Genomic DNA, 26,211 nt, shown 5'->3' with positions numbered 1-26,211 from the left:
CGGTCAGCCCTCCGCGCGGGCGGCGCGGAAGACCCAGACGCGCATCAGCAGGAACCGCACGCCGGTGGCCACCAGATTCGCCGTCACGAGTACGGCCAGCTCGACCGCCCGTGGCGCCCCTGCGCCGGCCGCGTCCAGCACGGCCAGGGCGCCGCTGGTCAGCCCCAGACCGATCGCGAAGACCAGCAACCCCTGCGCCTGGTGCTGCCACGCCCGCCGGCCGCCGCGTACCCCGAACGTCAGCCGCCGGTTCGCGGCCGTGTTGGCGACCGCGGTCACCAGCAGCGCGATGAGGTTCGCGGCCTGCGGCCCGACCCCGACCCGCAGCAACGCGTACAGCATCAGGTACGCGAGTGTGCTGGCCACGCCGACCGCGGCGAAGCGCAGCAGCTGACCGGTCAGCCCCGCCGGGACACCCGCGACCGGCAGCGGATTGCGGCCCAGCTGTTCGCGCAGCGTCGCCACCGGAAGGCGGCCCGACGCCAGCCCGCGGGCCAGCCGGGCGATGCCGGTGAGGTCGGCGATCGCGGTGGACACGATGTCCACCCGGCTGTCCGGATCGTCCACCCAGTCCACCGGCACCTCATGGATGCGCAGCCCCGAACGCTCCGCCAGCACCAGCATCTCCGTGTCGAAGAACCAGCCGGTGTCCTCGACCAGCGGGAGCAGCCGTTCGGCCACGTCCGCGCGGATCGCCTTGAAGCCGCACTGGGCGTCGGAGAACCGGGCCGCCAGGGTGCCGCGCAGGATCAGGTTGTAGCTGCGGGAGATGAACTCGCGCTTGGCGCCGCGAACCACCCGCGAGCCGCGCGAGAGCCGGGAGCCGATGGCCAGGTCGGAATGACCAGAGATCAGCGGCGCGACCAGCGGCAGCAGCGCGGCCAGGTCGGTCGACAGATCCACATCCATGTACGCCAGCACCGCGGCGTCCGAGTGGGTCCACACATGCTTGAGCGCCCGCCCGCGACCCTTCTCGGCCAGCCGTACGGCGACGACGTCCGGCAGCTCGGCGGACAGGCGGGCCGCCACGTCCGCGGTGGTGTCGGTGCTGGCGTTGTCCGCGATCGTGATCCGGAACGGGTACGGGAACTGATCGGCCAGATGCGCGTGCAGGCGCCGTACGCACGGCTCCAGGTCGATCTCCTCGTTGTAGACCGGGACGACCACGTCGAGTACGGGAGTGGTCAGCGGCGTGGTGGTGGCCGCGGCGGAGGGAAGCGTCGAAAGGCTCATGCCTGAACAGTCGGCCGCGGTGCTTTGCCCCGAGTGTGCCGATGCTGTGCCCGCCCTGTGAGCATCTTCGGTTTGGGCCGCGTCCACATCGGAGGCGGGCACGCCGCGCAGGCGGCCCCCGAAATCGGAAGCCGCCTGCGGACGGGTGTGGTGCTCGGTCACTGCGTCGTGGTCGGCGCGGTGAGGTCGTACACGGTGGTGTTGCCCACCGTGCGTGCGGTGAAGTTCGCGGCCACCCACTCGGCGATCTCGGAGCTGGCACGACTGCCGCCGCTCTGACCGCCACCCGGCATCCCGGCCGGGGCGCCGCCCTGGTTGCCATTCGCGGTGCCGCCATTCGCGGTGCTGCCGGTGGTCGTGCCGCCGGTCGTGGTGCCGCCGGGACCGCCGAAGCCGCGGCCGCCGAAGCCGCCACCACCGATGAAGTAGTGGATCTTTCCTTCGCGGACGTACTGCTGGAACTGGGCCAGGGTGGGCGACGGGTCACTGCCGTTGAAGCCGCCGACCGGCATGACCGGCTCGCCCGTGGCGAGCTGGTAACCCGAGGCGGTCTGCGAGCCGACCGCCGCCGCCACCCAGGTGTAGGAGTCCGCGTCGGCCTCCAGCAACGCCTTCATCTCGCTGCTGACGGTCGCCGCATCGAGCAGGCCGCCGCCACCGCGCATCCCACCGCCGGGGAACCCGCCCGTGTTGCCACCCTGCGCAGCGTTCCCGCCCTGCGACGGCGTCCCGGTCCCGTTGGGCATCCCGCCGGGGAAGCCACCGTTCCCGCCGGGGAAGCCGGGGAATCCGCCGTTCGTGCCGGGAGCGGTGCCGCCCCGGGTGTTGCCGCCGGGTGCGATTCCGCCGGGAGGGGCGCCGCCCGGGAAGCCGCGGCCCGGACCGCGCCGCCCACCCGGCCCACCGAAGCCGCCACCGGCCACCGCCGGTCCCGCCGACGGGATCGACCCGGTGTGCGCCTGCCCCGCGGTCTGCGCTGCGTACGCCGCCGGCCCGGCCAGGACCGCGGCCAGCGCGGCCCCCGCGGCGATCGCCCCGGCCCGTGCGCCCAGGCGCAGCGAAGCGCCGAGCACCGCGAGCGCCGCGACCATCCCGCCGATCAGCACGACCGGCCGCAGCCAGGGCAGGAAGTCAGAGCTGCGACCCAGCAGCACGTACGACCACCAGGCGGTCACCGCGATCGCCGCGGCCAGTGTCACGGCGGCCAGCCAGTGCCGCCGTACCCGCCACAGCAGGATCGCGCCCATGCCGACGACCGCGCCCACGGCCGGAGCCAGCGCCACCGTGTAGTACGCGTGGAAGATGCCCTGCATGAAGCTGAAGACCAGGCCCGTGCCGAGCAGCCAGCCGCCCCACAGGATCAGCCCGGCGCGGCGCCGGTCCGTACGGGCCGCGCGGGCCGTCAGCACCAGCCCGGCGACGAGCACGATCAGCGCCGCCGGTAGCAGCCAGGAGATCTGCCCGCCCTGCGAGGCGTCGAACATGCGCAGCAGCCCGGTCTCACCCCAGCCACCGCCGCCCGGCCCGCCGCCACCGCCGACGCTGCCGGTCTCGTTGCCGCTCAACCGGCCGAGCCCGTTGTAGCCCAGGGTCAGTTCCAGCAGGCTGTTGTTCTGCGACCCGCCGATGTAGGGACGCATCGAGGCGGGCACCAGCTCGACGATCGCGATGTACCAGCCCGCCGACACGACCACGGCGACCCCGGCCAGCAGCAGCTGCCAGATCCGCTTGCCCAGCTTCGGCGGCCCGGCGATCAGATACGCCAGCGCGTACGCGGGGACCACCAGCAGGGCCTGCAACATCTTGGTGAGGAAGCCGAAGCCGACGAACACGCCCGCCAGCACCAGCCACCGGGTAGCGCCCCGCTCGATCGCCCGCACGGTCGCGTACGCCCCGGCCACCATCAGCAGCACGAGCAGCGCGTCCGGGTTGTTGAACCGGAACATCAGCACGGCCACCGGGGTCAGCGCGGCCACCGCCCCGGCGATCAGGCCCGCCGCCGCGCCGAACCAGCGCCGTACCGTGGCGAACAGCAGGCCCACCGTGGCGACGCCCATCAGCGCCTGCGGGACGAGCAGGCTCCACGCGTTCAGGCCGAACATGCGTACCGACAGCGCCATCACCCACAGCGAGGCGGGCGTCTTGTCGACCGTGATCGAGTTGGCCGCGTCGGAGGAGCCGTAGAAGAACGCCTTCCAACTCACCGAGCCCGCCTGGACGGCGGCGGAGTAGAACGCGTTCGCCCAGCCGGAGGCGCCCAGTCCCCACAGGTAGAGCACGGCGGTGACCGCGAGCAGGCCGAACAGGCCGGGCCGGGCCCAGGCAGGATCGGTTTCGGGACCGCGCAGGAACGCCGACCACCGGGAGCGGTGACGGTCCGTCGGGGGCGACGGCGGAGGTTCCACCGGCGCCACCATCGGCGGTACGGGCAACGTCGAGGTCATCGGGAATCCTTCGGGACGGGGTCGGATGCGTACTCGATGAACTCTCGGCCCGCGCCCTGTCGCCGCCTTGTGCCTTCCCTATGTGCCTCCTGTGAGTCCCTCCGCCCGCGGTCCGGAGCCCGGCCGGGCCGCGGCCAGCCGGGACCGCATCCACGGGTACGGGTCGGTGAGGGGCCGCCGCCGGCGCCGGCACTCCGCGCGCAGCTCGCGCAGCCGCTGCCCGGCCGTGTAGTACCGGCCCCTGGGATCCGGTACCGTTCCGGGTTCGTCGTTCCGTGCGGGGACCGTCACCGCCGGGTCATGGGAGGATCCATATGCTGCCCTGCACGCGCCTCGCCGCGGTCGGGATTGCCCTGGTCGGCATGACTTCCATGGGGGTGCTCGCCGTGCCCGCGCAGGCCGCCACGCCAGGCATGGCCGCGGTCGTGGAATCGACGAAGGTGCAGTACAAGGCCGCCAAGGGCAAGCGGAACAAGGTGGTCGTGACCCGGTCGGGCAACACCATCACGATCGACGACAGCGTCGCGATCAAGGCCGGCAAGGGTTGCAAACCGGTCAAGGGCGACCAGACCAGGGTGCGGTGCACGACGTCGAAGGCGCCCACCAGGGTGCGGGTCTACACCTACGACCGGGCCGACTCGATCGTCAACCGGACCGGCCTCGGCATGACCGCCGACGGCGGCAGTGCCAACGACACCATCACCGGAGGCCCGCGCGCCGACACGCTGCGCGGCGGCACCGGGAAGGACAAGATCTACGGCCTGGGCGGCGTGGACTACATCTGGGGCGACGACGGCAACGACAGGGTGTACGGCGGCGACGGCGGCGACCACATCAACGGCGGCGAGGGCGACGACATCCTGTACGGCCAGAACGGCAACGACTTCCTCACCGGCTGGACGGGCGACGACCGGCTGTCCGGTGGCCCCGACAACGACTACCTGAGATCGAACGCGGACATCGGTGGCCCGGACGACGACATCTTCGAGGGCGGCAGCGGCCACGACACGGTCGACTACTTCACCTACGAGCGCCCGGTCACGGCCGACGCCGACGGGGTCAGCGGCGACGACGGGATGAAAGGCGAGCACGACACCATCGGGACCGACGTCGAGGCGATCCAGGGCGGCCAGGCAAACGACCGGCTGTACGGCACCAGCCGCCAGGACACCCTCAGTGGCGGCCCCGGCAACGACGTGCTCTACGGGTACGCGGGCGACGACTTCCTGATCGGCGAACTCGGAGCCGATGTCCTGGACGGTGGCTCGGGCGACGACAGCCTCGTGGGCGACGACCCGACCATGGGCAACGTCAGCGCCGACGTCCTGCGCGGCGGACCGGGCCGGGACCGGGTGGACTACATGAACTACACCAGGCCCGTGGTGGTCGACCTGGACGGCGCGCAGGGCGACGACGGTCAGGCCGGCGAGCACGACACCGTCGGTTCCGACGTCGAGGACATCATCGGCGGTTCCGGCAACGACCGGCTGACCGGCAATGCCGCCGCGAACGACATCTGGGGCTGGGCGGGCGACGACGTCATCCGGGGCGGCGCGGGCAACGACACGCTGGCGGGCGGCGAGGGCCGCGACAGCATCTACGGCGAGGACGGGGACGACTCGATCAGCGGAGCCGACGACGCCCAGAACGACAGACTCGACGGCGGCCCGAACGGAACCCTCGGCGACTGGTGCGTGCCGCTCGAAAACGACACCACGGTCGACTGCGAGCGGTAGCCGCCCCGGTGATCGCGGGTGTGGCCGCGACCAGAGGACCCACGATCACCGGGCGGGGACATGGAACGTCAGACGGTGCGGCGCTTCGCGGCGGCCTGGGCGAGGCGTTCCAGCACACCGACGGTGGGGTCCCAGCCCATGCAGGCGTCCGTGACCGACTGCCCGTACGTGAGCTCGCCGCCCAGGTCCTGCCGCCCAGGCACGAGGAAGCTCTCCAGCATCACCCCGGCGATGCCCTGCTGTCCCGCCTCCATCTGCGCGGCCACGTCGTCGGCGACCAGCGGCTGGCGCAGGTGGTCCTTGCCGCTGTTGCCGTGTGAGCAGTCGATGACCAGCCGCTCGGGCAGCCCGGCCTTGGCCAGCAGCGCCAGCGCGGCGGAAACGTCGGCCGCGCCGTAGTTGGGCTTCCCGCCGCCGCCCCGCAGCACCAGGTGGCAGTCCGGGTTGCCGCGCGTGTGCAGGATCGCCGGGGTGCCGGAGTAGTCGATGCCGGGGAAGACGTGCGACGCCGCCGCCGCGTTGATGGCGTCGATGGCGGTGGAGATGCTGCCGTCGGGGCGGTTCTTCATGCCGATCGGCATGGACAGGCCCGAGGCGAGCTGGCGGTGCACCTGCGACTCGACCGTACGGGCGCCGATCGCGCCCCAGGCCACGGTGTCCGCGATGTACTGCGGGGTGATCGGGTCGAGGAACTCCACCGCCACGGGCAGACCGTGCCGGACCACCTCCAGCAGCAGCGACCGGGCCACCCGCAGACCGGTGCCGACGTCGCCGGTGCCGTCCAGCGCCGGGTCGTTGATCAGGCCCTTCCAGCCGACCGTGGAGCGGGGTTTCTCGAAGTACACCCGCATGACGATCAGCAGGTCGTCGGCCAGCCGGGCGGCCTGGTCGCGCAGGCGGTCCGCGTACTCCCGCGCGGCGTCCGGGTCGTGCACCGAGCACGGGCCGACGACGACCAGCAGGCGCTGGTCGCGGCCCTCCACGATGTCCTCGACCTGGCGGCGGCTGTCCAGCACGGTGTCGTGCAGCTCGGCGACCAGCGGCAGCTCGTGGTGCAGCAGCGCCGGGCTCATCAGCGGCACGACCTTCTCGATGCGCTGGTCCCGGACCCGCTGCACCTCGGGGATGGTCACGACAGTCTTCCTTCCGCCGGGCGCTCGCGGGGCCGGCGCCCCGAGCGCGAGCCGGCAAGCTCGTCACAAACGAAAAGGCAGCGACGTGGTCGCTGCCTCGGCCGGCTCTGGCGGGTGTCTCAGGTCATGAGGTCATGGCCGAGGCACCGGCGGGAGCCGGCCTCGTAAACCACGAATACCATCGCGACACGTCGCACAGCATAGCCGTTGCCCGCCGTCACCGGGGGGTGTGTGCGGTCACTGCGGGCGCGGCCGCCGGATCCGTTGCCGGTGGCCTCCTTGTCCACCCGCCCGCCGGATGAATACGTCAGGCATCGGTCGGCACCGGGAGATCGGCCGGAATCCGGCCCTCGTCCGGCGTTCCGCCCACCGGCCCGCCGGCCGGCAGCCGGACGATGAACTCCGTGCGGCCCGGCTCGCTGCGTACCGACACCGTGCCGCCGTGCGCGGTCACCACCGCGTGCACGATCGACAGGCCCAGGCCGGTGCTGCCCGCCGCCCGCGACCGGGAGCTGTCGCCCCGGGCGAACCGCTCGAAGATGTGCGGCTGCAGCGCGGCCGGGATGCCCGGGCCGCTGTCTGTCACCCGCAGCACAGCGTCGTCGGCGGTCGCGCTCACCGCGACGGTCACGGCGGTGCCCTCGGGTGTGTGTGTACGGGCGTTGGCCAGCAGATTGGCCAGCACCTGGTGCAGCCGGGCGGCGTCGCCGAGCACCGTGACCGGTTCGTCGGGCACCTCCAGCCGCCAGTCGTGGCGGGGACCAGCGGCGTGGGCGTCGCTGACCGCGTCCACCACGAGCGCGGTGAGGTCCACCGGGTCGTGGCCCAGCGGGCGTCCCGCGTCGAGGCGGGCCAGCAGCAGCAGGTCCTCGACCAGGGTGGTCATTCGCTTCGCCTCGGACTCGACCCGGCGCAGCACGTGCCCCACTTCTTCGGGTACGGGTTCCCGGCTGCGGCGGCTCAGCTCCGCGTAGCCGCGGATCGCGGCCAGGGGGGTGCGCAGCTCGTGGCTGGCGTCGGCGACGAACTGGCGTACCTGCATCTCGCTGGCGTGGCGGGCCTCCAGTGCGTTGCCGACGTGGTCCAGCATCCGGTTCAGCGCCGCGCCCACCCGGCCCACCTCGGTACGCGCATCGGTGTCGCCCTCGGGGACGCGCTGCGCGAGTTCCACCTCGCCCCGGTCCAGCCGCAGCTCGGAGACGCGGGTGGCGGTGGCCGCCATCCGTTCCAGCGGGCGCAGGTTGCGTCGCACGATGATGGCGCCCGCCCACCCCGCGACGAGCACCGCCACCAGCACGGCCGCGGCGGTGACCCCGGCGACGGCCAGCAGCGTCTCCTGGGTGACGGCCAGGGGCAGCCCCATGACCAGCCACCCGCCCGGAGTCGGCACGGAAACGACCCGGTACGCGCCGACATCGTCCAGGTAGACGGAGGTCGGAACGCGGTTCGGGGTGACCTGGGCGAGAGTGTGCTGCGCCGGTACCGGCAGTTCCAGGTAGATGCCGCGCAGCCGGGGCCCGTTGTCCGCGGTGTCGGACGCCGGGTAGGACACCTGCCCGCCCCCGGCGATGGTGTAGTCGGTGGCGGGCGGGCTGGTGCTGCCGACGGGAGCGGTGGAGGACGCCACGACGAGGACGACCGAATGCGGTGGGGCGCCGGGCGGTGGCTGCTGCGTCCACACCTCGGTCTGGTCGAAGTGGTCGTCGTCGCCCCGGCCGCGCTGCGGCCCGAGTGCACGCTGCGTCGCCTCGTTGAGCTGCACGTCGACCTGGTGGTACAGGATCTTGTGCAGGAAGACCTGCGCGGTCGCGCCGACCACCAGGCCGAGTACCGCCAGCAGCCCGATCATGATCGCGACCAGCCGGGTCTGCAGTGACCAGCCGGACGGGTGCCGCCACCGCGCCGCCGTCACCTCAGGCGGCGGGCTTGAGGACATAGCCCGCTCCGCGCATGGTGTGGATCATCGGTTCGCGGCCTGCGTCGATCTTCTTGCGCAGGTAGGAGATGTACAGCTCGACGACGTTGGCCTGGCCGCCGAAGTCGTAGTTCCACACCCGGTCCAGGATCTGGCTCTTGCTGAGCACCCGGCGCGGGTTGCGCATCAGGTAGCGCAGCAGCTCGAACTCCGTGGCCGTGAGGTTGACCAAATCGCCGCCGCGGCGTACCTCGTGGCTGTCCTCGTCCAAGCTCAGGTCGCCGACGACCAGCTGGGAGTCCGCGCGCAGCGCCGCACGCCCGCTGCGGCGCATCAGCGCGCGCAGCCGCGCCACGACCTCCTCCAGGCTGAACGGCTTGGTGACGTAGTCGTCGCCACCCGCGGTGAGCCCGGTGATCCGGTCCTCGACGGCGTCCTTGGCGGTCAGGAACAGCACCGGCACGTCGGGGGACTCCCCGCGCAGCCGGCGCAGCACCTCGAGGCCATCGATGTCGGGCAGCATGATGTCCAGGACGACGGCGTCCGGGCGGAACTCGCGCGCGGAACGTACGGCGGTGGTGCCGTCGCCCGCGCTGCGCACCTCCCAGCCCTCGTAGCGCAGGGCCATCGAGAGCAGTTCGGCCAGCGTGGGCTCGTCGTCGACCACCAGGACCCGGACCGGGCCACCGTCGGCACGGCGCAGCTCGGTTTCGGCGTTCGCCATCGTCATGCCCCAACTGTCGGCGGCGGCGCTGTGCGCGGTCTTTCCGCTCCCTGTGTAGCACCTGTGGGTTGCCGGGCCCCCCGCGCCGCACGGGCGGAACACTCGCCGTACGCCCGATGTTGTGCCAGCGTTGAACTCCGGCGACGCGAACGTGGGGAGCATCGGCGTGGACCTTCTCGACGAGTACCGCAGAGCGACCTTCGCCTTCGAGTCCGGCGATCCGGCCGGTGCCGCGCGCCTGCTCGAACCGATCCTGGAGGCGGAGCCGCACAACGCGGCAGTACGCCAGCTGCTGGCCCGCGCGTACTTCAACTCGGCGCAGCTGGCCGGGGCGGAGGCCCAGTTACGGGTCCTGATCGAGCGCGATCCGTCTGACCATTACGCCCACCATGTGCTCGGCCGCACCCTGGAACGGGCGGGCCGGTTCGCCGAGGCGCTGCCGCACCTGCGGCTGGCCGCCGCGATGAAGCAGCACGACGACTACGCCGAGGCACTGCGCCGGGTGCAGCTGTGGGTGGGCAAGCACGGCGGCCGGGGCGCGGGCGCCGCGTAGCGCCGGCCAGGCACCCCGGCTGCGGGCGTCGCAGGGGCAGGCAGGTCACGCGGCTGCGGGCGCCGCGCTGGGGCGGCGCCCGTCACCACCCGGGTCAGGGTGCGTAGGCGATGACCCGCGCGTTGCTGGCGCTGGCGAGGAAGAGCCAGCCGTTGGCCACCGTCGGCGGGTCGGGCTCCTGCTCGTCGAACGACCCGAACCCGTCGCCGGGCGCCGCCCGGTGCCCGTTCGTGACGTTCAGGATGGCGAGGCCGGTGAACTCTGACTTCGCGTAGAGCAGGCCCCCGGCGAGGCTGGGCTGACCCGGGTCGGATTCGAGGTCGGTGGTCCACACCGCGGCGCCGGTGAGCGCGTCCCGCGCCGTGAAGCCGTTACCGATCAAGGTGTAGACACGTCGACCGTCGGTGGCCAGTTCGCCCAGGAAACCCGCATCCCCGGACCGCCACGCCACGGATCCGTTGGTCGCGCGCAGGCACACCAGATCCTCGACGTCGCCCGGGCGGATCTCCCCGACGTACACGAGATCGCCTGCGGGGGTGGCGGCCAGGACGGTGCCGCGGCGGGCGACCCTCCACAGGGTCTTGCCGGTCGTGACCGATACGGCGACCAGGCCGGCCGGGCTGACGCGGCTCAGCAGCAGACGCCCGGCGGCGCTGACTCCGGAGGAGAGGAGCCCGTTGCGCCGCCACCGCTGCGCGCCGTCGGAGACCCGGAACGCGGTCACCACGGCACCGGCCGACGCCGAGGCGCCGGAGACCACCGCGACCCCGCGGTCGACGACCAGCGACCGCATCGGCACGGCGGTGCGTGCCTGCCAGCGCAGGGCACCGGTCGCCGGGTCGAGCCCGAGCAGGACGTTGTCCTGGACGGGACCACAGTGCTCGTCGGCCACCGCCGGGACGGCCAGCAGCAGACCACCCGAGAACGCCAGGTGCGCGTCGCCGAGCAACCGCGCCGAGTTGCGATGCCACAGCAGCCGCCCGGTGGTCGCCCGGTACGCGCCGATTCCCTTCTCGTCGGCGACGAAGACCCGCCCGCCGGCCACCACCGGTGCGGTGGCCACGCCGCATGTCTGAGCAGGCAGGAGCACCCGCCAGCGCTGCGTTACCGCGTTGATGGTGCTCGGGGTGATCGTCGATTCGTTCGGGTTGAAGTAGGTGCGGGCGGGGCTGAAGCCGTCCTGTTTCCAATCACCGGCGGCGGCCTGCGCGGGCGCAGCCCCGGCGACGACCGTGCCGATGATCAGGGCGCCCGCGGCGATCCGGCCGACGACCCGAGATGTCCGGATCATGGAGTCCTCCAGTAACCACACTGTTACGGATTGTGACGATTTGACCCTACGCCGCCCACCTGATCGCCACGCGGCCGTTAACCCGTCCAGGGGCGCGCCGGGCCCCGCATAGGATCGGTGCGTGAAGCTGAAGCTGGACCTGCACGACATCTTCAACAAGGGGACCGAGATCGACCGCGCCCTGCGCGGGATCATCGACGAGGCCATCCAGAAGAAGGCGACGCTGGTCGAGATCATCCCCGGCAAGGGGTCCGGCCAGCTGAAGAAGAAGGTGCTGCGGTTCCTCGACCAGAAAGAGATCAAGCAGCTCTACCACCGGGTCGAGAAGGACGGCGACAACTGGGGCCGCCTGTTCGTGCACTTCCGGTTCGACTCCCCGGCCGGGCGCGGCCGTCGCGGCCGCTGACCCGTCACACCGTCACGGTACGGGCCACGGCCACCAGTTCCGAGGTGTGCGAGCCGACGATGCCCACGTCGGCGGGGCGGGGGCGGAAGCCCGGCAGCCCGGCCAGCCCGTCCGAGCCGTCCATCACGCGCAGCGTCACCGGACCCGTCGTCCGTACGGTCAGGGTCGCCTCGATGCCCGAGGGCGGGGGCGCGTGGAAGACCAGGCCGAAGCCCCACCGGCCGTCGGCCGGGTGATCCACCGGCAGCGCCTGGCCGCCGATCGTGGCGGCCGTGACCGTGGTCGCCGCGCCCACGTGCAGGCTGACCAGCCGGACCCGGCGCTGCGGCACGAGGCGCAACCGCAGGGTACGGGTGTCGCCGGTCCGGGTGTCGGACACCACGGTCAGCCGGGGCGCGGGCAGGTCCGCGGCGGGCGCGGGGCCGCTGAGCAGGTGCACCGAACCGAGGCCGGGCAGGGTGTCGGCCACGGACGCCGGATCGCCGGAGACGTACTGTGCGGTCCAGCCGCGCGGTGCGGATTCGCGGCTGAGCCAGCGGGCCCGGCCGGTGTCGGCGTCCAGCGCGTACATGAGGTGGGTCGGTGCCGGGTGCGCGGCGTCGAACCGGTCCGTCGCCAGCCCGATCGCGGCGCAGGCCAGCATGACGACGGCCGCCACCAGCGCGGGCAGCGCGGCTCGCCGCCGGGCGGCCAGCGATGGGTACAGCAGGTCGAGGATGGGCAGGACGGCGAGGCCGAGCAGTGCCGCCATGAACGCCGCCACCCCGCTCGTGACCAGGCCCAGCGCGGGGAACAGCAGCACGGCCGTCGGCAGCAGCACCACCACGGCCACGGCGGCACCCGCGACCAGCACGAAGACCGCGGCCCACGCGGCGCGCAGCAGGATCGCGCCGATCGCGGCGACCGCACCCGCCAGGGCGGGCAGAGCGGCCAGGTACGACCCGCCCGGAGCGACCGCGGCCAGCAGCAGACCCAGCGCCGCCAGCCACGCGAGGCCGCCCACCGCCAGGGCGGCCGGGCCGACGCGACGGCGCAGCAGCGCGTACCAGGCGAGGGTGACCGCGGCGGTCAGGGCGAGCACCGCCAGCCGGAACCACAGTGGCCGGTAGGGGTCGATGGGTAGCGCCGCGTATCCGGGGCGGATCAGGGTCAGCACCCACCAGAACAGCTGGGCCAGCGCCGGGGCGAGCAGCAGCGGCACCAGTGCGAGGGCGGCACCGGCCGCCAGGGCCCGGCCCGGGGCGAGGCCCCGGCGACGGGCCAGCCACAGAAGCGCCCCGACGGCCAGCGCGGCCAGCACCGCCAGCGGCCAGGTCAGCCACCCGGGGTAGGTCACCAGGGCGCCGAACGCGGGGAAGTAGGTGGCGTCCCCGCCCGCCCGCACGGAGCCGAGGTCGCGGTCGCCCAGGTCGCGGGCCAGCGCCAGCGCGTTGTCGCCGTGCTGTTGCAGGCTCGCGGTGTTCATCGCCGCCGGGACGTCGGTCGGCGCGTGGTACACCGCCGCGCCGTCGATGTACGCGCTGTTCACACCCGCGAATCCCGCCTCCCGGAACGCCGTGAAGTCGGTGTCGTTGGGCAGCAGCCGGTAGATCTCCACCGCGAACGACGTACCGACCGGGTGCGGGGTCTCCGCGTACGCGGAGACCAGGCGGGCGTTGTCCGCCGAGGTCTCGAACATGATCACCGGGCCGGTGCTGCCGCGCGCCTCCAGGTTCAGCGCCACCCCGCCGCCGCGGGCCAGCGGATGCCGGTCGACGAACGCCCGCGCGCCGCACAGGCACGCCTCCTCGGCGTCCGTCAGCACCAGCACCACGTCGTTGCGCAGGCGCGCGCCCGCCGTCAGCGCGCGGGCGGTCTCCAGTACCGTGGCCACCCCGGCGGCGTCGTCGTTGCCGCCCGGCCCGGCCTGGACGGAGTCGTAGTGCGCGACGAGGAAGATCCGGCCGGTCGGGGCGGTGCCCGGCAGCAGCGCCACCACGTTGCGGACGTGGGCCACCCCCACCCCGCCCGCGTCCGCCGACGGCTCACCACCCTGCATGCTCACCGCGTCCTGCACCTCGGCGGTGATGCCGAGCCCCTGCAGCGTGTCCACCAATCGGGTACGGACGCGGTCGTTCGCGGCGCTGCCGGCCACGTGCGGTTCGACCGCGATCGCCCGGACGAGCCCGAACGCCCGCCCCGCGCTGAACGCCGCGGCGGGAGCGTCCGCGCCGCGCGGGCCCGGCGGGCGCAGCCCGAGGAGCGCGGCTGCGCCGACCGCGACCAGCACCGCCATCGCCGCCAGGGCGACCAGGCCCCGGTGAGCTGGGCGGACGAGGCAGCGTTCGGGAGGCTGTCGCATGACAACCATCTAAGCGCGGGAGAAGGGCGACGGGTACCCGATGGATCTCCCCGGCGCGTGGCATAGCGTGGACGCGTGACCGAGCCACTCGACCCCACCGCCGTGCTCGCGGACTTCATCGACCGGGTGGCCCACTTCGACCCCGCCCCGGACGCCGCACCGGTCGCCGTGCTGGGCGTGCGTACTGCGCTGGGTGAGGCCACCTTCGCCGTGGGTGATCATGTGGTGCGGGCGATGTGCAAGGCGCTGGCCTCGTACCGCGACCCCGCCGACCACGGCACCTGCATCCAGTGCGGCAGCCGCCGCCTCGACGAGAATCTGCACTGCCGCGAATGTGGACAGCTGCACGGGATCCTGGGCCAGGTCATCGCCCAGCACGCCCGCCGCGTGGCCAGGGAAGAGGTTGCGCCGGACGGCGTCGCGACTGAGGAGCCCGCCATGGAAGAACCCGTCGTGGACGCCGCCACCGTGGGCGAACCGAGACCGTGACGGCCGCCCGCCCCGTGCCCGCCGGCTCGGCCGCCCGTTCCCCGGAGCGGCTGCGCGTCCTGCTGGTCGAGGACGACGAGGGCGACGCGTACCTGGTGCGGGAGCTGCTCAACGAGGCCGACTCCGCCTTCGACCTGCAGGTGGCGACCACCCTGGGTCAGGCCAGGGATCTGATGGCCGGCATCCACTGCGTACTGCTGGACCTGGGGCTGCCGGACGCCGAGGGCATCGACGGGCTGCGCAAACTGCTGGCGGTCGCGGATCACGCGGCCGTCTGCGTCCTGACCGGGCGCAGCGACGAGCACCTCGGCGTCGCCGCGGTCGCCGAGGGCGCCCAGGACTACCTGGTGAAGGGCCAGGTGGACGGGGTACTGCTGAGCCGGTCGCTGCGGTACGCGGTCGAACGCAAGCGGGCGGACGAGAACACCCGGCGGCTGCGCGAGGTGGAGCTGCGCCAGGCGGAGTCCGCCCGGCTGGAACGCGGCCTGCTGCCGCAGCCGTTGATGGACACCGCCGAGGTCGCTGTGCACACGTTCTACCGTTCCGGGCGGGCACTCGGCCTGCTCGGCGGCGACTTCTTCGACGTCGTCCAGGTCGGCGACGACCGGCTGCACGTCATCGTCGGCGACGTGTGCGGGCACAGCGTGGACGAGGCCGCCCTCGGCGTGGAACTGCGGGTCGCCTGGCGGGCGCTGGTGCTGGCCGGGGTGCCCGACGGGGAGATCCTCGGTGCGCTCGAACAGGTCCTCATGTCGGAACGGCGGGCCCGGGAGATCTTCGCGACGGTCGCCTCCGTCGTGCTCGACCTGCCGGGCAACCGGGCCACGGTCCGGCTGGCCGGCCATCCGGCGCCCATCCTGCTGCGCGGGGGCCGCGCCCAGCCGGTCGACGCCAGTCGTGGCATCGTGCTGGGGGTGATGCCGACCCCCACCCCCGCGACCGAGCTGGATCTCTCCGGCGACGACTGGTCCCTGCTGATGTACACCGACGGTCTCATCGACGGGCGTACCGGCCCCGGCGACGACCGCCTGGAGGTGCCCGGCCTGTGCGCGCTGCTGGACGAACCGGACGCCCGGCAGGTGCCGTTGCCCGCCCTTCCGGGGTGGCTGGTCGGCCGGGCCGAACAGGCCAACGGCGGGCCGCTGGCCGATGACGTGGCGATGCTGCTGCTGTCGCGCGGCGGCGGTCGATGAAGCTGTTCGCCGCACAGGTGTGGACGTTGCGGCGCCGGGTCATGGCGCTGTGTTTCGCGGTGGGCGTGGTGCTGACCGGGCTCGGCGTCGCCGCGGCGGTCATCGCGGCGCACAGCAACGAGCACATCGACGTCCTGATCAACCGCACCGGGCCGATGCGCATCGCGGGCGAGAGCCTGTCCACCGCACTGGTCGACCAGGAGACCGCCGTGCGCGGGTTCGCGATCACCGGCAAGGAGGCGAGCCTGCAGCCCTACCTGTCGGGCCGGATCGCCGAGCAGGTCGCCGTCGAGCGGATCGGCAAGGCGATCGGCCCGGACAGCGATCCGCAGATCCGCGACGCGCTGGCGGACGTGGAGCGCAGTGCCGCCGCCTGGCGTGCCGCGATCGCCGAGCCGATCATCGCCGCCCGGCGCGCGGGCGGCCCGCAGGCCGCGCGGGCGGTGCAGCTGGCCGGGGAAACGGCCGCGTTCGACCCGGTACGAACCTCCGTCGCCGAGTTGCAGGTGCACATTTCGGACTCCCGCGAACGATCCGTGTCCGCCGCCCGGCAGAGCGCCAGCACGCTGCTCGTACTGGAGGTCACCGCCGCCGGGATCGTGCTGGTCGCGGGCGCGCTGCTGCTGTTCCTGCTGGATCGCCTGGTCACCCGCCCCATCCTCGACCTGGCCACCCAGGTACGGGAGGTGGCCGCCGGCAACTACGACCGGCGCATCAGCAGCGGCGGCTCGCCGGAACTGGTCGCGCTGGCCGCGGACGTGGACGGGATGCGCCGCCAGATCTCCTCGGAGCTCGCCGAGGTACGCGAGGCGCGCGGGCAGATCGAGTGGGTCAACGACCAGCTCAAACAGCAGGCCGACGAGCTGACCCGGTCCAATCGTGACCTGGAGCAGTTCGCGTACGTCGCCTCGCACGACCTGCAGGAGCCGCTGCGCAAGGTGGCCAGCTTCTGCCAGTTGCTGCAACGCCGGTACGCCGGCCAGCTCGACGAGCGCGCCGACCAGTACATCGCGTTCGCGGTGGACGGGGCGCAGCGCATGCAGCAGCTCATCAACGACCTGCTGGCGTTCTCCCGGATCGGGCGGCTGACCGCCGGCTTCACCGACGTCGACCTGGATCAGGTGCTGACCCGGGTGGCCTCCGAACTGGAGCCGCGGACCGGCGCGGACGGCCGCGTCGAGTGGTCCGACCTGCCCACCGTCGAGGGTGAGGAGGCGCTGCTGACGACGCTGTTCGTCAACCTGGTCGGCAACGCGCTGAAGTTCCATCGCCCCGGCGTTCCCCCGGTGGTGCGGGTCAGCGCCGAACAGGACGAGCAGGAGTGGCGGATCAACGTCCGGGACAACGGCATCGGCATCGAGGCCGAATTCGCGGACAAGGTATTCGTGATCTTCCAGAGGCTGCACCCCAGGGACGCCTACGAGGGCACCGGCATCGGGCTGGCGATCGTCAAGAAGATCGTCGAATACCATGGCGGCCGGATCTGGCTGGACCTCGATGTGGACGAGGGCACCTCGATCTGGTTCACCCTGCCGCTGTTGGCCGGGGTATCCGCCGAACCCAAGGAGGCCACCACATGACCGGCGCGACGCGGCTGGACGGCACGCCGATCGAGGTGCTGCTGGTCGAGGACGACCCGGGCGACGTGTTGATGACGCAGGAGGCGTTCCAGGAACACAAGGTCCGCAACCGGCTCACGGTCGTCCCCGACGGCGCCGAGGCACTGGCCTACCTGCGGCGCGAGGGCACGTACGCGGACTCGGTCCGCCCCGACCTGATCCTGCTGGACCTGAACCTGCCCAAGCGGGACGGCCGGGAGGTCCTGGCGGAGATCAAGAAGGATCCGGACCTGGGCCGCATCCCCGTGGTGGTGCTCACCACGTCGGCCGCGGACGAGGACATCCTGCGCAGCTACCAGCTGCACGCCAACGCGTACGTGACCAAACCTGTCGACTTCGACCGGTTCATCTCGGTGATCCGGCAGATCGACGAGTTCTTCGTCAGCGTGGTCAGGCTGCCGCCCCGTGGTTGAGGAGGTCGCTGCGCTCGTCCGGGAGGTCGCCCGTACCGTCGTCCTGCCGCGTTTCCGGCGGCTGGAGGCCGCCGACGTGCGGGAGAAGGCGCCCGGCGACGTGGTGACCGTGGCCGACGCCGAGGCCGAGCGGGCGCTCACCGCCGGGCTGACCGGGCTGCTGCCCGGCTCGGTCGTGGTGGGGGAGGAGGCGGTCGCCGCCGACCCCGCCGTGCTGGACCGGCTCGGCGACGACGGCGCGGTGTGGGTGGTCGACCCGGTCGACGGCACGGCCAACTTCGCGGCGGGACGGACCCCGTTCGCGATCATGGTGGCGTTGCTGCGCGGCGGCGAGACGGCCGCCGGGTGGATCCTCGACGTGCCCGGCGACTCGATGGTGATGGCCGAGCGCGGCGGCGGCGCCTACCGCGACGGGGTGCGGATCGAGGCCAGGGCCGACGTCCCGCCCGCGGGCACGCTCACCGGATCCGTGCCGAGCCGCTACTTCCCCGACGACCTGCGGCGCCGGGTGGACGCGCACGGCACGGAGCTGGGCACTGTCACCTCGGGCAAGCACTGCTCGGGTTACGAGTACCCGGCGGTCGCCACGGACACCCAGCAGTTCGCGCTGTTCTGGAAGGTCATGCCGTGGGACCACCTGCCGGGCGCGCTGATCGTGCGCGAGGCGGGCGGCGCCGTCCGGCATTTCGACGGCACCGAGTACCGTCCGGGCGCCGACGGGCCGGGCCTGATCGTCGCGGGCAACCCCGGCATCTGGGACCTCGTCCACGACACGCTGCTGCCCGCGGAGCGCTGATGTCGGCGTACCTGGAATCGCTGTTCGGCCTGCGCGGCCGCACCGCGGTCGTGACCGGCGGCAGCTCCGGCATCGGCCGGGCCATGGCGCTGGCGCTCGGCGCGGCCGGCGCCCGCGTCGTGCTGGTGGCGCGCCGCCCCGGCCCGCTCGGCGACGCGGTCGCGGACCTCGCGGCCGTGGGTGCGGACGCCGCCGCGATCACCGCGGACCTCGCCGACCGGGCGGCGGTCACGGCCGCGGCCGACGACATCATCGATCGGTACGGCGACCCCGACGTGCTCGTCAACGCCGCGGCGGTGAACCACCGCCCGCCGCTGCCGCAGCTCACCGACGCCGACTGGGACCAGGCGCTGGCCGCGAACCTGACCGCGCCGTTCCTGCTCGGGCAGCGGTTCGCCCCGGCGATGGCGGCGCGCGGCTGGGGCCGGATCATCAATGTGGCCTCCCAGCAGGCGTTCCGGGCGTACGGCAACAGCGGCGCCTACGGCGTGTCCAAGGCCGGGCTGGTCGCGTTGACCCGGTCGCAGGCCGAGGCCTGGTCGCGGTACGGCGTGTGCTGCAACGCGATCGCGCCGGGTGTGGTGGAGACCCCGCTGACCGAGGGACTCTTCGCCGACCCGGCGAAGGTCGCCGGGCACGCCGCCCGCGCCATGATCGGCCGCAATGGGGTGCCCACCGACTTCGCGGGCTGCGTGCTGTTCCTGGCGGGCGACGCGGGCGCCGCGGTAACCGGTCAGACACTCTTCGTCGATGGTGGGTATTCGGCCACGTGAGCGGTCTGCCACCGGGGCATTCGGCGAGGTAGAGTCACCGGCGCTCTTGATTGGTGGAGGTAGACCGTGGCGGCGACTCTCCTTCGGCGGTGCTGGACGGTGCCCGTCGTGCTGCTGGCCGCCCTCGCCGCGTTCCTGATGGTCGCGCCGACCGCGGCGCACGCCGACCCGGAGGGCGGCACGAAGACCCTGCGGGACGCCCTGGAGTCGGCCGCCAGGGGCCACCTGGAAGCCACCGCGAAACTGAACGCCTCCAAGAAGCGCCAGGTCCAGCTGGGTGACATCCTCAAGCGGGCGCAGGCCGACGCCGTCCGGATGCAGGGCCAGGTCGAGGTCACGGCCGGGCGCGCCTACCGGTACGGGCGGGTCACCACCATGACCATGCTGCTCAACAGCAGCTCCCCTGACGCGTTCCTGGACCGGATGTCCCGGCTGGACATGATGGCCCAACTGGACGGCCGGGCCCTCACCGACTACCGCCGGGCCGTGGACACCACGAAGGCGGCCCAGCTGGCGATCATCCGTGAGATCGCGCAGCAGCAGAAGCAGGTGGACATCCTGGCCCGCAAGAAGAAGGAGGCCGAGGCGGCGCTGGCCAGCGTCGGCGGCGGCCGGGTGGCGGGCGGGTTCATCGACGCCAATTCTCCGCTGGCCAAGCCCGCGCCCCGCAACTCGGACGGGTCATGGCCGAAGGAGTCGTGCACGGTCAACGACCCGACGACGTCGGGCTGCATCACTCCGCGGCTGCTCAACGCGTACCAGCAGGCGCGCAGTGCCGGGTTCAGCCACTACACGTCGTGCTTCAGCGAACGTTCCTCCGGGGAGCACCCGAAGGGCCGGGCCTGCGACTTCTCGGCCAACGCCAGCACGTTCCGCAACGTGGCCGCCACCGGCAGCGACAAGAACTACGGCGACCGGCTGGCCGGGTACTTCGTCAAGAACGCGTCCCGGCTCGGCGTCATGTACGTCATCTGGTACCGGCAGATCTGGCTGCCCAACACGGGCTGGCGGGCGTACAGCGCCTCCGGCGGACCGGCGGCCGTGCACACCAACCACGTCCACTTGTCCGTCCTCTGACCGGTTTCGGCCGGTAACATCCGCGCGATGGACGCACCACCGCGCGCGCTGCCGTCGGGACTGGCCACCGCCCTGGTCTTCGCCGCCAGCGGCGCCGTGCTCGTACTGGAGATCGTCGCGCTGCGGCTGGTCGGCCCGTACGTCGGGATCACTCTGCAGGTCAGCAGCTCGGTCATCGGCATCTCGCTGGGCGCCATCGCGTACGGCACCTGGCTGGGCGGGCGGCTGGCCGACCGGTACGACCCGCGCACCCTGCTGGCCCCGGCGCTCCTCCTCGCCGCCGTGGGCACCGCGCTCACCCTGCCGCTGGTCCGCTTCGGCGGGGAGATCCTGCGCGGTGGCGCCGACTTCGCCGTCCTGCTGCTGGCCGCGCTCGCGGTCTTCCCGCCCGCCTTCCTGCTCTCCGGCGTCACCCCGCTCGTGGTCAAGCTGCAACTGCGCGACCTGCACCGGACCGGGCACGTGGTGGGGCGGCTATCCAGCGTCGGCACGCTCGGGGCGATCACGGCCACCCTGGTCACCGGGTTCGTGCTGGTCGCCGCGCTGCCCAGCAGCTGGATCGTGCTCGGTCTGGCCGGGCTGCTCGGGGTGGGCGGGCTCGCCCTGGGTGCCTGGCTGCGCCGGGAGGAGGCCGGCCGGCCGCGCGCCCGCGCGCTGGTCACCACGGTCGGGCTCCTCGTGGCGGGCCTGGGCGCGAGCGCGCCGACCCCGTGCGACGTCGAGACCGCGTACCACTGCGCCCGCGTCGAGCCGGACCCGGCCCGGCCGGGCGGGCGGACGCTGGTGCTCAACTCGGCCTCGCATTCGTACGTCGACCTCGCCGACCCCACCCACCTGGAGTTCGCGTACGTGCAGTGGCTCGGCGCCGTGGCCGACGTGCTGGCCCCGCCCGGCGCCGCCATCAGCGCGCTGCACCTGGGCGGCGGCGGCTTCACCGTCCCCGGTTACGTCCGCGCCACCCGGCCCGGCAGCGACCAGCTCGTCCTCGAACTCGACGGCGCCCTGGTCGACCTGGACCGGCGCGAGATGGGCCTGCGTACCGGCCCCGAACTGCGGGTACGGGTCGGCGACGCGCGGGTCGGGCTGGCCGCCCAGCCCGCCGCCCGGTACGACCTGGTGGTCGGCGACGCCTTCGGCCACCTCGTCGTCCCGTGGCACCTCGCCACCCGCGAGATGGCCGCCGACATCGCCCGGGTGCTGCGCCCCGGCGGCTGGTACGCGCAGAACGTCATCGACTACCCGCCGCGCCGGTTCATCCGCGCCGAGCTGGCCACGGTCGCGGCCGTCTTCCCGTACGTGGCGCTGGTCGCGCCCCCGGCCGCCCTGACCGGCCCCGCCGGGGCGAACTTCGTCATCGTCGCCGCCGCGCGGCCGTTGCCGCTGTCCGCGCTGCGGGCCCGGCTGGCCGCCGCCGCCGAGCCCGTCACCGTGCTCCAGGGGCCGGACCTGGCCGCGTTCGTCGGCGGCGCGCGGGTGCTCACCGACGACTACGCCCCGGTGGATCAACTGCTGGCGGGCTGAGTTTCCGCCGCTTGTTCGAACCGGCGCGGCCGAGTTCGCACCGTTTTCGCGGACGGCCCGTCCGGGGGTGGCCGACCGGGCAACAATCTCATCATGGGGTGGGTGGCGCGGGGCGGCAGACAGGACACCGGCCACATCGGGGGCCGATACCGCCTCGTGGAGCGTCTCGGCAGCGGCGGGATGTCCGTCGTCTGGCGGGGGTTCGACGAGATCCTCGGCCGCGAGGTCGCGGTCAAGGTGCTGTCCCCGCAACTCGCCCGCGACGCCGCGTTCCGCGACCGGTTGCGCCAGGAGGCGCTGGCCGCGGCCCGGCTGTGCCACCCGCACATCACCGGGATCTTCGACTTCGGTGAGTCCCCGCTGTCCGAGCGGCTCACCGTCCCGTACGTGGTGATGGAACTCAACGACGGTGAGTCCGTCGGGGCCCGGCTGCGCCGCGACGGTCCGCTGCCGTGGCGCGAGGCGGTCTCCGTGGCGGTCGACGTGGCGTCGGCGCTGGCCACCGCGCACGCCCGGGGCGTGGTGCACCGCGACGTCACCCCCGCCAACGTCATGATCACCGGGTCGGGCGCCAAGGTCGTCGACTTCGGCATCTCCGCGCTGGTGGGCCAGCGCGACTCGGCCCCCGACGGCAGCCTGCTCGGTACCCCCGCGTACCTGGCACCGGAGCGCCTCGCCGGTGGCCAGGTGTCACCCGCCACCGACGTGTACGCGCTGGGCCTGCTGCTGTACCGGTCACTGACCGCCCGCCTGCCGTGGCCCGCCGAGACCACCACCGAGGCGCTGCGCGCCCACCTGTACGCCGACCCCGAACCCCTGCCCGAGCTGCCGGGGATGCCGGCGGAGGTCGCGCTGGTCTGCCTGCGGTGCCTGGCCAAGGACCCGCAGGACCGGCCCGTGGCGGCGGAGGTGGCGCACACGCTCGCCGAGATCATCGGGGTGCAGCCGATCATCCCGCCGCTCGGCAGCGCGGAGCGGGACACCGCCCGCGCGGCCGTACAGACGGACCTCGACGCGACCGTCCCCAACGCCCACCTCGCCGCCCCCGGTGCTGCTTCCGCCACGTCGGCCGCGTCCGCTGCCGCTGCCTCCGCCGCCGCGGCGGCCGCTGCCGTGCCGTCGGTGGCTCGCGTGCGGGCCACCAGGAAGCCCGCTCGCCGGGTCGCGAAGACCGCGCAGGGACGCGAAGACCAGCGTGCGGCGCGCACCGAAACCGCGCCGCACGGTCCCACCCGGGCCGGGGCGCACGGTCCCGCCCGGACCGGGCCGCGCGCGGCTACCCGGACCGGCGGACCCGTGATCACTGGGCGCCGGATGCCGTCCCGGTCCCCGGCCCGGCCCGGGGCGCGCCGGGTGAAGGGACCTGCCACGGCGGAGCCGAGCGGGCCGCCCGCTCGGAACGGACGTCCGGTCCGGGCCGCCGTCCGCGTGCTCCGGTTACGCGCCGGGCTGCGGATCGGCACCGCCCTGCGGCTCGGCTCCGCGCGACCGCTCGGGGGCGGCCTGTTCGCCGGGGGCCGGCTGCGCCGACGCGCGCTGACGTCGGGCTTGCTGCCCGCTGACGGCCAGGGCTCCGGGCACCGTTGGGCGGCCTTCGCGGCGCGGCACGGTCTGCAGGCGGCGGCGCTCACCCTGACGCTGCTGGTCGCGGTCGGAGTGGCGTGGTCGGCGGGCCGGGAACCCACCGACGTGGACGACAACCAGGCAGCCGCCGCCGGTGCCGGCACCTCCGCCGTGGTGCTGCGCCGCCCGGCCTGCAAGGTGCGCTACCTTGTGCGCGAGGACACCGGCACCGGCTTCGAGGCCCTCGTGACCGTCTTCAACACCAGCGAACGCATGATGCGTGGCTGGCAGATGTCCTTCGTCTACCCGGGAACCCAGCGGATCGTCGACGCCCCGCGTACCGTCACCCAGCACGGCCGGAAGATCGTGCTGCGCGCCCCCGCCGGTACGACGCTGGAGCCGCGCCGGGGCTTGTCCGTGACACTGCACGGTGCGTACCGGGAGACCAACCCGCTGCCGTTGGCCTTCACCGTGGACAGCAATCCGTGCCGGGCGGAGGTGCTGGGTGTGGCGACCGCCGTCGACGACACAGGCGACGCACCGGTCACCGAGGCGGCGGGCAACGGCCGGACCTCCGGACGCGGCACGGACCGGAGCAGCACCGGCAGCGCCGCGGGCACGGGCGCGGGTTCCGGCGCCGCCACCGCACCGGCGACGCGCCCGGACAGCGGCGCGGGATCGGGCCGGACCGGTGGCCGTACCTCGATGATCGGGACCGGGCAGACAACGGGCGGTGTTCCGGGTGGCGGCCTGCCGAGCCCGGACCCGGCAGCCGACGTGGACGGTGGGACGCTGCCCGGAGTGGGCGGGCGCGCCGGTCCGGCGGCCGGCTTCTCGTCCAGCCCGCGCTTCGGCGTGCTGCTGCCCGGATCCGGGGCGCGCACCGGCGCCGCCACTCCCGGCTCGGTCGAGAAGGTCAAGCGGCGTCCGGCCCACCGGCACCCGCACACCCACCCGGCCGCGCCCCGGCCCGTACCCGGATGGTGGGTCTCTGTCTGACGCCCCCGGGGAGTGACATTCACCTGATGGTCAGGTGGTACCCGCCCCGGCGTCGCCCGCTCCCGGTTGACTCCTGGCGTGACCCACCTGTCGTCCAACCTGCTGGTCATCGCCCATCGCGGCGCCTCCGGCTACCGGCCCGAACACACCCTTGCCGCGTACCGGCTGGCGATCCGGATGGGCGCCGACTACATCGAGCCGGACCTGGTCGCCACCCGCGACGGCGTGCTCGTGGCCCGGCACGAGAACGAGATCTCCGGCACCACCGATGTGGCGCGGCACCCCGAGTTCGCCGACCGGCACACCACGAAGGCGATCGACGGGGTCGCGGTGACCGGGTGGTTCACAGAGGACTTCACGCTGGCGGAGTTGCGTACGCTGCGGGCGGCGGAGCGGCTGCCCGCCGTACGTCCGAAGAACGTCCTGTTCGACGGCCGCCTGGAGATACCCACCTTCGACGAGGTGGTCGAGCTGGCGCTGGCCGAGGGCCGGCGGCTGGGCCGGCCGATCGGCGTCTATCCCGAGACCAAGCACCCCAGCTACTTCGCCTCGATCGGGCTGTCGCTGGAGGAGCCGCTGCTCACCGCGCTGCGCCGCCACGGCCTCGACGGCCGGGACGCGCCGGTCCTCATCCAGTCGTTCGAGACCGGCAACCTGCGCAAACTGGCCCGGATGACCGACGTACGCCTGATCCAGCTGCTCGACTCGCGGGGCCGCCCGTGGGACCACACCGTCGCGGGTGACGCCCGTGGCTACCGCGACCTGGCCACCCCCGCCGGGCTCGCGGGCATCGCCGGGTACGCGCACGGCATCGGGCCCGACAAGAACCTGCTCGTGCCGCGCAGCGCGACCGGCCGGCTGCTGGCCGCCAACTCGGTGGTGCACAACGCGCACGAGGCAGGTCTCGCGGTGCATGCGTGGACGTTCCGCGCCGAGAACCGCTTCCTGCCGCTGGACTTCCGCGTCGGCACCGACCCGCACGCCCGCGGCGACATCGCCGCCGAGTTCGACCTGTTCCTGCGGCTCGGCGTGGACGGGGTGTTCACCGACCATCCGGACACCGCAGTGGCGGCCCGTGCCGGTCTGCTCAGCGGGGCGAGCTGACCAGACCGGCGTGCCCCGCTGAGCTGGGCGTGCTGAGCAGACCGGCGTGCCCCGCCCAGCTGGGCGTGCTGAGCAGACCCGCGCGGCCCGCGCTGCGGGGCGGGCTGGACCAGCCGGGCGGGCGTCGCGATCTAGAGTCAGGGCATGACGAGGCTTGCGGTGGTCAGCGGGGGCGGCACGGGTATCGGCCGGGCGACGGCAGGGATGCTGGCGGGCGAAGGGTACGACGTGATCATCGTCGGCCGCCGCCCCGACGTGCTGGCGGACGCGGTGACGTGGATCGGGCCCCAGGCGAGCGCGGTCACCGCCGACCTCACCGATCCGGCGCGGCTCGGTGCGGTCACCGAGGCGGTCGGTGATCGCGCCGTGGACGTGCTGGTGAACAACGCGGGCGGCTTCACGCCGTCGGACGACGCCACCCTGCCCGGCGTGGCGGCGCAGTGGCGGGCCGCGTACGACGTGAACGTCATGACCGCGGTGCTGCTGACCGAGGCGCTGCTGCCCCGGATGCGCCGCCCCGGCGGGCGGATCGTGCTGATCAGCTCACAGGCCGCGCAGCGCGGCGGCGCCGGACCGTACGCGGCCGCGAAGGCCGCCCTGCACGGCTGGGTGTTCGACCTGGCCGCCCGGCTCGGCCCGGACGGCGTCACGGCCAACGTGATCGCCCCCGGCTACGTGGCCGACACCGAGTTCTTCGCCGACCGGATGACCGCGGACGGCCACACCAGCCGGGTCGCGGCGACGCTGGTCAAGCAGCCCGGCGAGTCGGGTGACATCGCCGAGGCGGTGCGCTGGCTGGCCGGTCCCGGCGGCGGCTACGTCACCGGGCAGATCATCAACGTCAACGGCGGGTCCGTCCTGGGCCGCTGAGTTGTCGCCCGGTGCTGG

21 protein-coding genes are annotated in these 26,211 nt (G+C 73.4%); 14 read left to right on the top strand and 7 right to left on the bottom strand.

Annotation, left to right across the window (positions count from 1 at the left end):
- Window positions 1-3: 3 nt before the first annotated feature.
- Window positions 4-1,233, bottom strand: a complete 1,230-nt coding sequence (locus ACMCNN_RS26840) for a glycosyltransferase (RefSeq protein ID WP_412743268.1) — start codon at window positions 1,231-1,233, stop codon at window positions 4-6.
- Between the two features lie 158 nt (window positions 1,234-1,391).
- Window positions 1,392-3,677, bottom strand: coding sequence for an ArnT family glycosyltransferase (locus tag ACMCNN_RS26835; protein ID WP_412743267.1), 2,286 nt, complete (start codon window positions 3,675-3,677; stop codon window positions 1,392-1,394).
- A 362-nt stretch (window positions 3,678-4,039) separates the two neighbouring features.
- Between ACMCNN_RS26835 and ACMCNN_RS26830 the strand changes: the two genes are divergently transcribed.
- Window positions 4,040-5,413, top strand: a complete 1,374-nt coding sequence (locus tag ACMCNN_RS26830) for a calcium-binding protein (protein WP_412743266.1) — start codon at window positions 4,040-4,042, stop codon at window positions 5,411-5,413.
- A gap of 68 nt (window positions 5,414-5,481) precedes the next feature.
- Here ACMCNN_RS26830 and ACMCNN_RS26825 read toward each other — a convergent pair whose 3' ends face one another.
- The 3 genes from ACMCNN_RS26825 to ACMCNN_RS26815 all read right to left on the bottom strand — a co-directional run bounded on the left by ACMCNN_RS26825 (window position 5,482) and on the right by ACMCNN_RS26815 (window position 9,191).
- The gene (locus tag ACMCNN_RS26825; RefSeq protein ID WP_412743265.1) at window positions 5,482-6,546 is read right to left on the bottom strand and encodes a 3-deoxy-7-phosphoheptulonate synthase; all 1,065 of its coding nucleotides are present in this window, start codon (window positions 6,544-6,546) and stop codon (window positions 5,482-5,484) included.
- Between the two features lie 307 nt (window positions 6,547-6,853).
- A complete protein-coding gene (locus ACMCNN_RS26820) occupies window positions 6,854-8,482 on the bottom strand; it encodes a sensor histidine kinase (RefSeq protein WP_412743264.1) in 1,629 nt (542 codons plus the stop codon).
- Window positions 8,460-9,191 carry a response regulator transcription factor gene (locus ACMCNN_RS26815; protein ID WP_412743263.1) on the bottom strand — a complete coding sequence of 244 codons (732 nt, stop codon included), beginning with the start codon at window positions 9,189-9,191 and terminating at the stop codon, window positions 8,460-8,462. Before ACMCNN_RS26815 ends, ACMCNN_RS26820 begins: the two co-directional genes overlap by 23 nt.
- Before the next feature lie 160 nt (window positions 9,192-9,351).
- Here ACMCNN_RS26815 and ACMCNN_RS26810 point away from each other — a divergent pair, with 160 nt between their 5' ends.
- Window positions 9,352-9,738 carry a tetratricopeptide repeat protein gene (locus ACMCNN_RS26810; RefSeq protein ID WP_412747280.1) on the top strand — a complete coding sequence of 129 codons (387 nt, stop codon included), beginning with the start codon at window positions 9,352-9,354 and terminating at the stop codon, window positions 9,736-9,738.
- A 94-nt stretch (window positions 9,739-9,832) separates the two neighbouring features.
- Here the strand turns inward: ACMCNN_RS26810 and ACMCNN_RS26805 are convergent, their stop codons facing one another.
- Window positions 9,833-11,029: a PQQ-binding-like beta-propeller repeat protein gene (locus ACMCNN_RS26805; RefSeq protein ID WP_412743262.1), complete on the bottom strand. Its 1,197-nt coding sequence runs from the start codon at window positions 11,027-11,029 to the stop codon at window positions 9,833-9,835.
- A 121-nt stretch (window positions 11,030-11,150) separates the two neighbouring features.
- Here ACMCNN_RS26805 and ACMCNN_RS26800 point away from each other — a divergent pair, with 121 nt between their 5' ends.
- Window positions 11,151-11,435 carry a Smr/MutS family protein gene (locus ACMCNN_RS26800; RefSeq protein WP_412743261.1) on the top strand — a complete coding sequence of 95 codons (285 nt, stop codon included), beginning with the start codon at window positions 11,151-11,153 and terminating at the stop codon, window positions 11,433-11,435.
- Between the two features lie 4 nt (window positions 11,436-11,439).
- On the opposite strand, the gene ACMCNN_RS26795 is transcribed toward ACMCNN_RS26800, so the two are convergent.
- Window positions 11,440-13,776, bottom strand: coding sequence for a M28 family peptidase (locus tag ACMCNN_RS26795; RefSeq protein WP_412743260.1), 2,337 nt, complete (start codon window positions 13,774-13,776; stop codon window positions 11,440-11,442).
- Between the two features lie 75 nt (window positions 13,777-13,851).
- Here ACMCNN_RS26795 and ACMCNN_RS26790 point away from each other — a divergent pair, with 75 nt between their 5' ends.
- The 11 genes from ACMCNN_RS26790 to ACMCNN_RS26740 all read left to right on the top strand — a co-directional run bounded on the left by ACMCNN_RS26790 (window position 13,852) and on the right by ACMCNN_RS26740 (window position 26,193).
- The gene (locus tag ACMCNN_RS26790; RefSeq protein WP_412743259.1) at window positions 13,852-14,265 is read left to right on the top strand and encodes a hypothetical protein; all 414 of its coding nucleotides are present in this window, start codon (window positions 13,852-13,854) and stop codon (window positions 14,263-14,265) included.
- Window positions 14,262-15,458: a PP2C family protein-serine/threonine phosphatase gene (locus ACMCNN_RS26785; protein WP_412743258.1), complete on the top strand. Its 1,197-nt coding sequence runs from the start codon at window positions 14,262-14,264 to the stop codon at window positions 15,456-15,458. The genes ACMCNN_RS26790 and ACMCNN_RS26785 overlap by 4 nt, the downstream gene beginning before the upstream one ends.
- A complete protein-coding gene (locus ACMCNN_RS26780; RefSeq protein ID WP_412743257.1) occupies window positions 15,455-17,038 on the top strand; it encodes a sensor histidine kinase in 1,584 nt (527 codons plus the stop codon). The genes ACMCNN_RS26785 and ACMCNN_RS26780 overlap by 4 nt, the downstream gene beginning before the upstream one ends.
- Window positions 17,035-17,490, top strand: coding sequence for a response regulator (locus tag ACMCNN_RS26775; RefSeq protein ID WP_412743256.1), 456 nt, complete (start codon window positions 17,035-17,037; stop codon window positions 17,488-17,490). The genes ACMCNN_RS26780 and ACMCNN_RS26775 overlap by 4 nt, the downstream gene beginning before the upstream one ends.
- Window positions 17,483-18,286 carry an inositol monophosphatase family protein gene (locus ACMCNN_RS26770; RefSeq protein WP_412743255.1) on the top strand — a complete coding sequence of 268 codons (804 nt, stop codon included), beginning with the start codon at window positions 17,483-17,485 and terminating at the stop codon, window positions 18,284-18,286. Before ACMCNN_RS26775 ends, ACMCNN_RS26770 begins: the two co-directional genes overlap by 8 nt.
- Entirely contained in the window at window positions 18,286-19,059 is a 774-nt protein-coding gene (locus ACMCNN_RS26765) for an SDR family NAD(P)-dependent oxidoreductase (protein ID WP_412743254.1), read from the top strand. The genes ACMCNN_RS26770 and ACMCNN_RS26765 overlap by 1 nt, the downstream gene beginning before the upstream one ends.
- 66 nt (window positions 19,060-19,125) lie before the next feature.
- The gene (locus tag ACMCNN_RS26760) at window positions 19,126-20,136 is read left to right on the top strand and encodes a coiled-coil domain-containing protein (protein ID WP_412743253.1); all 1,011 of its coding nucleotides are present in this window, start codon (window positions 19,126-19,128) and stop codon (window positions 20,134-20,136) included.
- A gap of 27 nt (window positions 20,137-20,163) precedes the next feature.
- A complete protein-coding gene (locus ACMCNN_RS26755) occupies window positions 20,164-21,657 on the top strand; it encodes a fused MFS/spermidine synthase (RefSeq protein ID WP_412743252.1) in 1,494 nt (497 codons plus the stop codon).
- Between the two features lie 93 nt (window positions 21,658-21,750).
- Entirely contained in the window at window positions 21,751-24,219 is a 2,469-nt protein-coding gene (locus tag ACMCNN_RS26750; RefSeq protein WP_412743251.1) for a protein kinase domain-containing protein, read from the top strand.
- A 78-nt stretch (window positions 24,220-24,297) separates the two neighbouring features.
- On the top strand, window positions 24,298-25,323 hold the full coding sequence (locus ACMCNN_RS26745) for a glycerophosphodiester phosphodiesterase (protein WP_412743250.1): 1,026 nt from the start codon (window positions 24,298-24,300) through the stop codon (window positions 25,321-25,323).
- A 144-nt stretch (window positions 25,324-25,467) separates the two neighbouring features.
- Complete coding sequence (locus ACMCNN_RS26740; RefSeq protein ID WP_412743249.1) at window positions 25,468-26,193, top strand: SDR family NAD(P)-dependent oxidoreductase; 726 nt, start codon at window positions 25,468-25,470, stop codon at window positions 26,191-26,193.
- Window positions 26,194-26,211: the final 18 nt, after the last annotated feature.

It is taken from the genome of Krasilnikovia sp. MM14-A1004 (assembly GCF_047159485.1).
Classification (GTDB): Bacteria; Actinomycetota; Actinomycetes; order Mycobacteriales; family Micromonosporaceae; genus Actinoplanes.
This window is presented reverse-complemented; position numbering and strand designations above follow the sequence as displayed.

What these genes read in the sequence shown, in the direction of transcription:
- ACMCNN_RS26840 (WP_412743268.1), bottom strand. Translation starts at nt 1,233, where the DNA reads ATGAGCCTTTCGACGCTTCCCTCCGCCGCGGCCACCACCACGCCGCTG.
- ACMCNN_RS26835 (WP_412743267.1), bottom strand. Translation starts at nt 3,677, where the DNA reads ATGACCTCGACGTTGCCCGTACCGCCGATGGTGGCGCCGGTGGAACCT.
- ACMCNN_RS26830 (WP_412743266.1), top strand. Translation starts at nt 4,040, where the DNA reads ATGACTTCCATGGGGGTGCTCGCCGTGCCCGCGCAGGCCGCCACGCCA.
- ACMCNN_RS26820 (WP_412743264.1), bottom strand. Translation starts at nt 8,482, where the DNA reads ATGTCCTCAAGCCCGCCGCCTGAGGTGACGGCGGCGCGGTGGCGGCAC.
- ACMCNN_RS26815 (WP_412743263.1), bottom strand. Translation starts at nt 9,191, where the DNA reads ATGACGATGGCGAACGCCGAAACCGAGCTGCGCCGTGCCGACGGTGGC.
- ACMCNN_RS26805 (WP_412743262.1), bottom strand. Translation starts at nt 11,029, where the DNA reads ATGATCCGGACATCTCGGGTCGTCGGCCGGATCGCCGCGGGCGCCCTG.
- ACMCNN_RS26795 (WP_412743260.1), bottom strand. Translation starts at nt 13,776, where the DNA reads ATGCGACAGCCTCCCGAACGCTGCCTCGTCCGCCCAGCTCACCGGGGC.
- ACMCNN_RS26780 (WP_412743257.1), top strand. Translation starts at nt 15,455, where the DNA reads ATGAAGCTGTTCGCCGCACAGGTGTGGACGTTGCGGCGCCGGGTCATG.
- ACMCNN_RS26775 (WP_412743256.1), top strand. Translation starts at nt 17,035, where the DNA reads ATGACCGGCGCGACGCGGCTGGACGGCACGCCGATCGAGGTGCTGCTG.
- ACMCNN_RS26765 (WP_412743254.1), top strand. Translation starts at nt 18,286, where the DNA reads ATGTCGGCGTACCTGGAATCGCTGTTCGGCCTGCGCGGCCGCACCGCG.
- ACMCNN_RS26755 (WP_412743252.1), top strand. Translation starts at nt 20,164, where the DNA reads ATGGACGCACCACCGCGCGCGCTGCCGTCGGGACTGGCCACCGCCCTG.
- ACMCNN_RS26750 (WP_412743251.1), top strand. Translation starts at nt 21,751, where the DNA reads ATGGGGTGGGTGGCGCGGGGCGGCAGACAGGACACCGGCCACATCGGG.
- ACMCNN_RS26740 (WP_412743249.1), top strand. Translation starts at nt 25,468, where the DNA reads ATGACGAGGCTTGCGGTGGTCAGCGGGGGCGGCACGGGTATCGGCCGG.